13 protein-coding genes are annotated in these 9,674 nt (G+C 27.2%); all 13 read left to right on the top strand.

Annotation, left to right across the window (positions count from 1 at the left end; translation table 11 throughout):
* Window positions 1-476 precede the first annotated feature (476 nt).
* The 13 genes from E6248_RS09290 (at window position 477) to E6248_RS09230 (ending at window position 9,369) form a co-directional block, all read left to right on the top strand.
* Window positions 477-1,559: a hypothetical protein gene (locus E6248_RS09290; RefSeq protein ID WP_316340540.1), complete on the top strand. Its 1,083-nt coding sequence runs from the start codon at window positions 477-479 to the stop codon at window positions 1,557-1,559.
* Between the two features lie 253 nt (window positions 1,560-1,812).
* The gene (locus E6248_RS09285) at window positions 1,813-2,808 is read left to right on the top strand and encodes an ATP-binding cassette domain-containing protein (protein WP_316340539.1); all 996 of its coding nucleotides are present in this window, start codon (window positions 1,813-1,815) and stop codon (window positions 2,806-2,808) included.
* Window position 2,809: 1 nt separating this feature from the next.
* On the top strand, window positions 2,810-3,628 hold the full coding sequence (locus E6248_RS09280) for an ABC-2 family transporter protein (RefSeq protein WP_316340538.1): 819 nt from the start codon (window positions 2,810-2,812) through the stop codon (window positions 3,626-3,628).
* Between the two features lie 5 nt (window positions 3,629-3,633).
* The gene (locus E6248_RS09275) at window positions 3,634-4,425 is read left to right on the top strand and encodes an ABC-2 family transporter protein (protein WP_316340537.1); all 792 of its coding nucleotides are present in this window, start codon (window positions 3,634-3,636) and stop codon (window positions 4,423-4,425) included.
* Window positions 4,426-4,834: 409 nt separating this feature from the next.
* Complete coding sequence (locus E6248_RS09270) at window positions 4,835-5,668, top strand: CPBP family intramembrane glutamic endopeptidase (protein WP_316340536.1); 834 nt, start codon at window positions 4,835-4,837, stop codon at window positions 5,666-5,668.
* Window positions 5,669-5,705: 37 nt separating this feature from the next.
* On the top strand, window positions 5,706-6,056 hold the full coding sequence (locus E6248_RS09265; RefSeq protein ID WP_316340535.1) for a hypothetical protein: 351 nt from the start codon (window positions 5,706-5,708) through the stop codon (window positions 6,054-6,056).
* Window positions 6,020-6,322, top strand: a complete 303-nt coding sequence (locus tag E6248_RS09260; protein WP_316340541.1) for a DUF3267 domain-containing protein — start codon at window positions 6,020-6,022, stop codon at window positions 6,320-6,322. Before E6248_RS09265 ends, E6248_RS09260 begins: the two co-directional genes overlap by 37 nt.
* Before the next feature lie 211 nt (window positions 6,323-6,533).
* Window positions 6,534-6,881, top strand: a complete 348-nt coding sequence (locus tag E6248_RS09255) for a DUF4440 domain-containing protein (protein ID WP_316340534.1) — start codon at window positions 6,534-6,536, stop codon at window positions 6,879-6,881.
* Between the two features lie 116 nt (window positions 6,882-6,997).
* Complete coding sequence (locus E6248_RS09250; protein WP_316340533.1) at window positions 6,998-7,579, top strand: hypothetical protein; 582 nt, start codon at window positions 6,998-7,000, stop codon at window positions 7,577-7,579.
* A 56-nt stretch (window positions 7,580-7,635) separates the two neighbouring features.
* Window positions 7,636-8,187 carry a histidine phosphatase family protein gene (locus tag E6248_RS09245; protein WP_316340532.1) on the top strand — a complete coding sequence of 184 codons (552 nt, stop codon included), beginning with the start codon at window positions 7,636-7,638 and terminating at the stop codon, window positions 8,185-8,187.
* 8 nt (window positions 8,188-8,195) lie between these two features.
* Window positions 8,196-8,318: a hypothetical protein gene (locus E6248_RS09240; RefSeq protein WP_316340531.1), complete on the top strand. Its 123-nt coding sequence runs from the start codon at window positions 8,196-8,198 to the stop codon at window positions 8,316-8,318.
* A 42-nt stretch (window positions 8,319-8,360) separates the two neighbouring features.
* Window positions 8,361-9,014 carry a TIGR00266 family protein gene (locus tag E6248_RS09235; RefSeq protein WP_316340530.1) on the top strand — a complete coding sequence of 218 codons (654 nt, stop codon included), beginning with the start codon at window positions 8,361-8,363 and terminating at the stop codon, window positions 9,012-9,014.
* Window positions 9,015-9,216: 202 nt separating this feature from the next.
* Complete coding sequence (locus E6248_RS09230; protein WP_136007855.1) at window positions 9,217-9,369, top strand: zinc-ribbon domain-containing protein; 153 nt, start codon at window positions 9,217-9,219, stop codon at window positions 9,367-9,369.
* Window positions 9,370-9,674 lie beyond the last annotated feature (305 nt).

The following is a 9,674-nucleotide window of genomic DNA, read 5'->3' as shown; positions in this document are numbered from 1 at the left end:
CAAAACACCGCTTGCTATAGCGTGTATTGCTTCCGTTATCATAAATTTATTAATAAGATATTATTTTTTTGAGGACCCTAATTTAATTATTACTGTTTTTACATTTCTAATCATAACGAGTTTTTGCCTGATTTTAGGTTGGATATGCTTGCTTTTTGTAGGATTTAAAGAAAAATTAAATTCGTAAGCTATTACGAAGATAAAATTAAATATTAAATTAGTCAAAATACCGTACTATTTAAAAAGAATATACGGTATTTTTTAGTTCGCAATTTAAAATATTACGTAATATGAAAATATTTGTAAGTAATTAACAAAAATGTTCTTTTAAAATCGAACAGCAAGGTTTTGGGAAAATATGTTATGATTAATTCGTGATAGTATTATTATGCAAGTTAGTGGTTTATTAAGATAAATAGAATAGCGATATATCTATCATAAATAGATTATTAGTTATGATTAAGGGAGGTAATATCATGAAAGAAAAAGTAATCCAATTTTTTGTTACTATAAGTTTATACATAATTATGTCGATCTTAGGTATCATAGATATTTTTATTATGTTTTTTATGAACTACCATGAATGGATGGGAGTTGTGTTATTCCTAATATGCCTTACAATAGCTTCTTTGGGAATTTATCAACTTATAAGTAAAAGAATTAATTTCAAATATTTTGGTGGAAGATCAGCAGGTGCTATTATTCTTTCAAGTTTAATATTTATTTTCCCACTTTTTAATGTTAATAACTTTAATAAAACACTTTTTAATAGTATTAAGGATGGCGAAGATTTATTAGATAAAAAACTAGCATTAATTCAATCTGAGAGCAATGAAGAAAAAGAAGAAATTGTTAAAGATACCTTTATTCAAAATAGTAATAATATTACAGAGGGTTATAATGTTATTACTGAAGATAACTTAAATATTTATCATGGAGTAGGAGATTATTCAGAAAGCATAGAAATTATCAAAGAAGTAATATCTTCTGCTAATACTAATGAACTTGGAAAATATCTAAGGAAATATAAAGATACGGAAGTGAATATTATTATAGTAAATGAGATAAATAAAATAAATAGCTATATTGGTAATGATACTGTTGCTTATTTCGACCAGCTTACAGGAAACATAGTTCTTCAGTCAATATCAAAATCCAATTCACTTAATGAATATAAAGGTGTAATTTTTCATGAGTATGTACACTATGCTTTGGAGCTAGAGTTAAAAGATGAATCACGAAGTATAACTGAATTTCCTAAATGGTTTACCGAAGGCTTATCCACATATCTAGAAGAAGTATATTATGGACCTGAAGTAAATGAATTTAATATAGTTCCTTCTGTTGGAGACGTCACAGATGACTCTAATTTTAACAAGGGTAATGCTGCAAACTACTATAGATATTCTAAATATCTACTAAAATATATGCTTGATCAAGGTGGGGATAATTTTATAATTAACCTATTAGATGATATGAAAAATACTAATGATATATATAAATCAATAGAAAATGTTCTAGGAGAAAGTTTTGAAGAAATAAAAATTAATATGCTTTAAAATTCCTTGAAGTAGTTATTATATTTTGACCCTAAAAAATATAATTTCGATCAGTAAATTTAGTATGAAAGTGTGAAATAATATAGAAAAAAATGATTTAAAACATATGCTTTTCCATTATATTTCTCAAGTTTAATATTGTGTAGTTTTATTGAAAGATTAAATTGAATACTATAGAGTTATTATAGAAGAGGATGCATCCATCGTAAAATAGAGCACTTCTAATAAATAATAGATGGAAGGAACTACAAATATGATAAGGGTAGAAAGTTTAAGTAAGGAATTTAAGATGAGCAAGAAGTATCCAGGGTTTAAAGGTGCAATTAAGTCATTTTTTTCAACGCAATACACTATAAAAAAAGCAGTGGACTCTATTGATTTTGAAATTAATGATGGGGAGATAGTTGGATACATAGGTGCAAATGGTGCGGGAAAATCAACAACTATAAAGATGATGACTGGAATTTTAACCCCAAGTAGTGGGACAGTAACGGTTAATGGATTAATACCCTATGAAAATAGAGAAGAGAATGCGAAAAATATAGGGGTTGTCTTTGGACAAAAGACTCAGCTGTGGTGGGATCTTCCTATATCAGAAACCTTCACTTTATTAAAGGATATTTATGAAGTTAGTGAGGAAGATTTTGAAGAGAGAATGGAATTTTTAAAAGAAGTATTAGGTTTAGAAGAGTTCTTTTTAAGTCCAGTTAGAACCCTATCTTTAGGTCAGAGGATGAGGGCAGATTTAGCAGCAGCACTTATTCATAATCCTAAGGTTATATACTTAGACGAGCCAACAATAGGTTTAGATGTTGTTGTAAAGGAGAAGGTTCGTAAAGCTATAAAAGAGATTAATGAAAAATATGGGACAACTATTATATTAACTACTCATGATTTAAATGATATTGAGGAGCTTTGTAGTAGGATAATCATAATTGATAAGGGTAGAAAAATATATGATGGTGATCTTCAAGTATTTAAAGAAAAATATTGTTATTTAACTATAGCTGAAATTCTAGTAAAAGAAGAGGTAGATTTAGAAAACTTCAATATATTTAAGGATATAAAAGATGATGATTCTAATATTGAGTTTAAAGAGGAGAAATTATATATTACCTTTAATAAGAATAAATTATCTTCAGCAGATGTTATAGGAAGGGTTATGAAGGACTTCAGTGTTATTGATTTTGTAGTTAAGGAAACAGGAATTGAGGATATTATTAAGAAGATGTATAGGAATGAGGTTTAATATGAGAGAAATTAAGGGGATAAGGCCTTACCTTCCTTTCACAAGAAATGTATTTCAAAGACTGATTTCCTATAAGGCTAATGTAATTATATTTATGATTGGTGATTTCTTTATGTTAGCTGTAACTTATTATTTATGGAAAGCCATATATGGAAGTGCTGATGGAGATATTTTAAATGGATTTGGTTTTAATGAAATGATAATTTACATTTTTATATCATTTATAACTTCAATAATGATAAGTGTAGATATAAGTCATGATATTTCAAGAGAAGTAAAGGATGGTTCTATAGCAATAAATTTAGTAAGACCATTAAATTATGAAAGAAGAATGTTTTTTCAAGGCTTAGGGAATGTTTTTTATAATTTCATGGTCATATTTATAGGAGGATTTTCTATAACTACCTTCCTATTTTATAAGTTTTTTGGGTATCTAAGTCTTGGGGGAATATTAATATATCTTCTTAGTGTTATAATGGGAATTTTTATAAACTTCTATTACAGTTATATATTTGGATTGATATCCTTTAAGATAACGAATATGTGGGGCTTATCACAAATAATGCAATCAGTAGTGAATTTACTATCAGGAATGTTAATTCCAATAGCATTTTTCCCAGGATGGGCGCAGGCAATAACAAAGCTTTTACCTTTTAGTTCTTCGATATATACACCTACCATGATTTATTTAGGTAAGATTAATGGAAGCAAAATTTTGTGGGCTTTAGGATTACAATTATTTTGGATAGTTATACTTATGGTAGTAAGTAAGTTCATGTGGAAATCTCTAATTAAGAACTTAACTATTTTAGGAGGTTAGGATATATGAAGAGGTATTTTAAGTTATATTTAAAGTTTTTACAGCAGTATATCAAAACCTTAATAGAGTATAGAGCAGATTTTATTTTAGGACTTATAGGATTTTTCTTTGTACAAAGTGTAGGGGTTATTTTTATTGGATTAATATTTAATACTATACCAAGTCTTCAGGGGTGGAGTTTTTATGAAATACTATTTATATATGGATTTGCACAAATACCAAGAGGGATAGACCACGTATTTACAGATCAGCTTTGGATATTTAGTTGGCAGACTATTGTAGAAGGTAAATTTGATAAATATTTAGTAAGGCCATTAAATCCATTATTTCAAGTTATAGTAGAAAAGTTTCAACCAGATGGATTTGGGGAAATAATTATTGGAACTATTATTTTAATAATTTCATGGACAAAACTTGGTATTGAAGTTAATGCCTTAAAGGTGATTTTATTAATAGTAGTTATTATTTTTGCAAGTTTTATTTATACAGCAATAAAGCTAGCAGTTACTTCATTAGCATTTTGGGTTAAGTTTGCTCAAAGCTATCTTTTTATGGTATATCAGTTAAGTACTTTTGTTAAGTATCCAACTACTATTTATCCTGGCTGGATTAAGGGAATATTAACTTTTATAATACCTTTTGCTTTTACAGGATATTTCCCAAGTGCTTATTTTTTAGGTAAGGGAAACTTTGTTAGTGGAATTTTATTAACTATTGTTGTAGCTATTGGGTCTATGTTTGTTGCTTATAGAATTTGGCTTATAGGAATGAGTAGATATGAGAGTACTGGAAGTTAGAAATGTAAAAAGGTGGAAGAATAAATCTAGGAGCGTAGCATTTTAAGTGTGGCATTTGGAATTACTTTGATGATTATCGTATATATATGCTATTTTGCAGGAACATATTATTCCTTTAAAAGAAACGTAAATATTATTGAAAGTTAGGGATTTAAAAGTTAAAGCCCTGAAAGAAAGAGCATTAAAAGTAAGTTTATAAATTTAAAGCTTTATTTTAAAATATTTATTAAGAAAGTAAATTCTGTTTATAAATAATGAAGTTAAATGACTGTATAAATAATGATTTTGTATCAATATTATACAGTTATTTTTATATATTATGAAATTGTTATGTTATTATATGGGTATTTAGTATATAATTGTATTGCATTTGCGAGAAAAGAATAATCTTAAGGAGTAATACATAATTATGAAGGAAATTAAAATTTGGAAGGCTTTATTAATATGGTTTCTTACGCCTTTTGTATTTATATTAATTTTAACTATTATATTAGAGTTGCTTAATATCAAATCAGATTTAAGTGATACAACTTTTGGATTTTTAGTACCTTTATCAATACTTGTAGTCTTAGTTAAGTCTGGGAAGATAAATATTGGTCTAATGTTAGAAAGATACAATGATTATAGGCATAAATTTAATTTAAAGGAAATGATAGAAGTAGTAATAACTCAAATTTTATTATCAATTGGCCTTTCTTACTTAAGTACAGCCTTTATGGCGAGTATAGATTTAAAAAGAGCAGTATCTATTGCAAATGATACAACTGGTAATCCAAGTAATTTAATTCAACTTATTTTATTCTTAGTTTCAATTGTTATACTTGCTCCTTTGTTAGAAGAAATAGTATTTAGAAGAATTTTATTTGTAAGATTATCAAAGAAGTTCAACTTTTTTGTCTCTGCAATTATATCATCTATAATATTTGCAATTGGTCATGATATTTTTGGAATAGCTGGAGCTGCTGTCTTTGGTGTTGCTTGTTGTTTGTTATATAGGAAGTATGAAAATATTTTGGCATCTATGACTCTTCACTTTATCAATAATTTCATTGCTGGAATAATGCTTTCATTTTCATATTTTATGGGAACTTTAAATGAGCAAACAGAAACTATTAGTAATGCTGATATTAAATATTATTTCATAGTAGGAGTAATAGTTACTGTAATATCACTTATATTATTTATAAGGTTTGTTATTAGAAATATAAACTACATTAAGAGTAATAAGGGATATATTAATTAGGTATAAAGAGATTAATGTCTAGAAAGGATTACTATAAATGAAATATATAAAAAACTTACCTTCTACAGATAAGAAAATTAGTGAAAAGTTAATTTTAGACGGATGGACAAGACTTAAAGAACCCTCTAGTATAAGTAAAACAATTCTATTTTCATTTCCACTAATGATTATTAATGCAATAATAGCCATTACAATTTCACTATATTTGTACCCAGATATAAAGAATATTATAAATGGAGATACCTTTAGTATTAGTATTAAGTTAGATTTGTTTTCATTATTATATATTGGTATTTTTATATTATTCATGATAATTCATGAGTTTATCCATGCAAGTTTTATACCGAATGGATTGAATCAGATAAAGTATATTGGGGGATTAATGTAGTATTTTCATTTGTCTACACTACAGAAATAATTAAGAAAAGTAGATATATTATTATTTCTATTATGCCATTTATTTTGTTATCAATTGTATTACCTTTTATCTTGAAATTATTGGGGCTTTTAAATGGATTCACAATTGCTTTATGTGTAATTAATGCTATAGGTTCCTCTGTAGATTGTTTTAATATACTTTTAATTTTAAATCAAGCACCAAAAGATTCGTATATTGTTAACAATGGTACAGAAACTTATTTTAAGAAAAATTAAATCAATGTAAGAATGAGAATTATATTAATAAGTCTATAAAAGTAGAGAATATAACTGTAAATAATAAAGTTTAGGATAGAAATAAGGTTAAAAAAGTGCTTAGCAAAATTTTTTAATAGAAATGAAAATGAAGTTAAATTAGATAAAAATAATATAAAAGCTAATTAGATAGTAGTAATTAGAAGATTATATTATAAAGGGAGATAGACTAATGGAAGAGACAATATTAAATTTAGAGAAGCAACTATTAGACCCAATAGTTAGAAAATCAGCTGATAAGTTAAAAGAGTTATTGTCAGAGGATTTTATTGAGTTTTGCAGTTCAGGAGAAATTTATAAATATAATCCTAATGATACTTTTTTTGAAGAAAATGTATCCTTTAATATTATGAATTTTACTTGTGCTGAATTAACAGAAGGATATGCTTTAGCAACATATAAAGTGGATAAAATATATAAAGAGGATAATGCTACAAAAAGTTCTATTCGCAGTTCAATATGGAAGCTAATAGATGACAAATGGAAGATGGTTTTCCATCAAGGAACATTGATAAAGTGATTCTTAGAAGAACTAATCCAGGCTAGGAGCAGTGCTTAGCTTCACTTTGAGAAGAGATGAGTATTAGCAAGGGGAGCCATGGGATAAAATAAGTAAAAGTTTAAGTGAGGTGCGTTATGAGAAGAATGAAATTTACTCCACCAACTAATGATTATAATGAGGAAATTAAAAATATAGATGAGCAAATATGTGAGTTAATAGATAAGCGTAAGAAGGTATCAGATAATAATCCTGGATTTCCTAAGATGGAGTATATAAATAACTGGGCTAAAAAGTATGATATTTATGAAGACTTATTATCTTCTATATTTTCTATGATTTATCATGAAAATGAGTATATTCCAATAATTGAGCCAGAAGAATTTAGAAAAAATATTTCTATTTTAAGTTCTGTTGAGAAAGATAATAAGATTTTATCAGTAACTAGTATGCAACAATATAGTAATGCTAGCGTTATAAATATAAGTATTGAATGGAATTTTAGTAGTGAAGAGGATTATTTGAATGTTCATCCTGAAATTTATATTTCTGAAAAATATAATTGTAGAATGGATAGTGGATCAGGTGGAGATGGTCATAAATATCATCGATTTATAGTAACACCTCCATTGCCTGATGATGCGTCAGAAATAAAACTTATATATAAAGAAAAGAATTTAGAAACTCAAGAAGAGACTAAGATTTTAATAGAGCTTTAGATTAGGAAATTAAGAGTACTATAAATTTTGAAAGTAAGAAGGATTAATAAAGATTTATGAATAATGTTTATTTTGTAAGACATGCTACACCAGACTTTTCTATAAAAGATGAATTATTAAGACCTTTAACTGAGGAAGGAATAAAAGATAGCATAAAGGTATCTAAATATTTAAAATCTAAAGATATAACTAAAATATATTCTAGTCCATATAAAAGAGCAGTTGATACAATAAGTAATCTTTCTTCTATAATGAATTTAGATGTTGAAGTAGTTGAAGATTTAAGAGAAAGAAAGATATGTAATGAATGGATAGAAGATTTTAATGGATTTACTAAGAAGCAATGGAGTGATTTCCTTTTTAAACTAGAAGATGGTGAGTGTTTAAAGGAAGTACAAGATAGGAATATTAAATCACTACTGAATATTTTAAGCGAAAGTCATAAGGGAAATATAGTTATAGGAACTCATGGAACTGCATTAAGTACAATAATTAATTATTATGATAATACTTTTAATTACGAGTCATTTAATAAGATAAAGAATGAAGAGAATTATGAAACATTTAAGTGCCTCTATTTCTATTACCTCTATTCTATATACTATTAGGATTTAATATGAGTATATTAATTATATGTTTTATAGCGAGTCTTTCTGCTTTAGAAGAGATGGTTATAAATATAATTGCTAAAAAGGTAAATTTAGATATTAAGGGACTATATAATGGATTTAATGAATAGTTTTAAATAAAAATATATAAAATGTAAGGAGGAAGAGTAATAATGGGAAATAACTTCGAATTATTATGTAGTGACAGTAATAAAGTGCTGAAAATTAATGCAACTAGGGGAGAAGAGTACACAGTAGAATCTGGTGCTATGGTTTCAATGAGTCCAGTATTTGATGTAAAGGCTAAAACTGGAGGACTAGGAAAAACTTTAGGAAGAATGTTTTCTGGTGAAGGAATGTTTATTCAGAAGTTTAGAGCTAAAGATGATGGGGAACTGCTTTTAGCACCTCAATTCTTAGGAGATATTCAATTAGTAGAAATGGATGGAAGTATTGCCTATAGACTTGGTAGATCTACATTTCTAGCATCAACTTCAGGGATAGAAATAAATACTAAATCAGGTGGGATAGGGGGAATGTTCTCAGGAGAAGGTTTAATTCAAATGCAAGCCTCAGGAGTAGGAACCTTAGTTATTAGTTCCTATGGAGCAATACTTAAAAAAGAACTACAGCCAGGAGAAACATATATAGTAGATAGTAATCATATGGTACTTTGGGACAGTAGAATGAAATATAATGTAGAGTTTATGTCAGGAGTATTAAGTTCAATAGCTGGTGGAGAAGGTCTTGTATGTAAATTCCAAGGACCAGGTGAACTTTGGATACAAAGTAGAAATCCTGCAACATTGGTGCAAGCTCCTAAATAAAAGGTTTTTATCTAATTCCTCAAAAATTCGTCAAAAATAAAAGTTAAAAATAAGAAAAAAGTCTTGCAATTAATTTTATAATATGTTAATATGAATTGGTAGCGAAAAGCTAACAAAAAATAGGTTTCATTTAGGTAAATAATTTCTCGTAAATTAGAGGTTATTATCAATTTAAAATCTTTAATTCTAGGAGGAAATATTTATGACAGATAAGACAATAGTATGTAGAGATTGCGGAAACGAATTCGTATTTACAGTAGGAGAACAAGAATTCTACAAGGAAAAAGGATTCGACAACGAGCCAACAAGATGCGTATCTTGTAGAAGAGCTAAAAAAGAACAACAAAGAAGATAGTTTAAGAGTGTTAAGAGTTTTAAGTGTATCTTAAAACTCTTTTTTATTTTTAAATAAGGTTTGCAACATAAAGAAAGAGGAAAATAAAGTGAAATAATAAATGTCTTTATAATAACTATATTAATAAAGAGAAAGGTTCTTAGTAGTATCCTTTTAAAAGCTACTTTCCATAATTAAAAAGAAAAAGTTAGTACCCAGATAATACATTTGGGTACTTTTTATTTCCGATTTTTTATGTTTCTAGGGTGTATAGTACAAAGGGGAGTGATATAATATTAAGTACTCTTTATAAAGGAGGGATAGGA

This window comes from Clostridium sp. (genome assembly GCF_032552055.1).
Taxonomy (GTDB): Bacteria; Bacillota; Clostridia; order Clostridiales; family Clostridiaceae; genus Clostridium.
Note: the sequence above shows the minus strand (reverse complement) of the source record. Positions and strands in the feature narration are given on the sequence as shown.

Excerpts from the sequence above, each read along its gene's own strand:
- E6248_RS09290 (WP_316340540.1), top strand. The coding sequence starts at position 477 with ATGAAAGAAAAAGTAATCCAATTTTTTGTTACTATAAGTTTATACATA.
- E6248_RS09285 (WP_316340539.1), top strand. The coding sequence starts at position 1,813 with ATGATAAGGGTAGAAAGTTTAAGTAAGGAATTTAAGATGAGCAAGAAG.
- E6248_RS09280 (WP_316340538.1), top strand. The coding sequence starts at position 2,810 with ATGAGAGAAATTAAGGGGATAAGGCCTTACCTTCCTTTCACAAGAAAT.
- E6248_RS09275 (WP_316340537.1), top strand. The coding sequence starts at position 3,634 with ATGAAGAGGTATTTTAAGTTATATTTAAAGTTTTTACAGCAGTATATC.
- E6248_RS09270 (WP_316340536.1), top strand. The coding sequence starts at position 4,835 with ATGAAGGAAATTAAAATTTGGAAGGCTTTATTAATATGGTTTCTTACG.
- E6248_RS09265 (WP_316340535.1), top strand. The coding sequence starts at position 5,706 with ATGAAATATATAAAAAACTTACCTTCTACAGATAAGAAAATTAGTGAA.
- E6248_RS09255 (WP_316340534.1), top strand. The coding sequence starts at position 6,534 with ATGGAAGAGACAATATTAAATTTAGAGAAGCAACTATTAGACCCAATA.
- E6248_RS09250 (WP_316340533.1), top strand. The coding sequence starts at position 6,998 with ATGAGAAGAATGAAATTTACTCCACCAACTAATGATTATAATGAGGAA.
- E6248_RS09245 (WP_316340532.1), top strand. The coding sequence starts at position 7,636 with ATGAATAATGTTTATTTTGTAAGACATGCTACACCAGACTTTTCTATA.
- E6248_RS09240 (WP_316340531.1), top strand. The coding sequence starts at position 8,196 with ATGAGTATATTAATTATATGTTTTATAGCGAGTCTTTCTGCTTTAGAA.
- E6248_RS09235 (WP_316340530.1), top strand. The coding sequence starts at position 8,361 with ATGGGAAATAACTTCGAATTATTATGTAGTGACAGTAATAAAGTGCTG.
- E6248_RS09230 (WP_136007855.1), top strand. The coding sequence starts at position 9,217 with ATGACAGATAAGACAATAGTATGTAGAGATTGCGGAAACGAATTCGTA.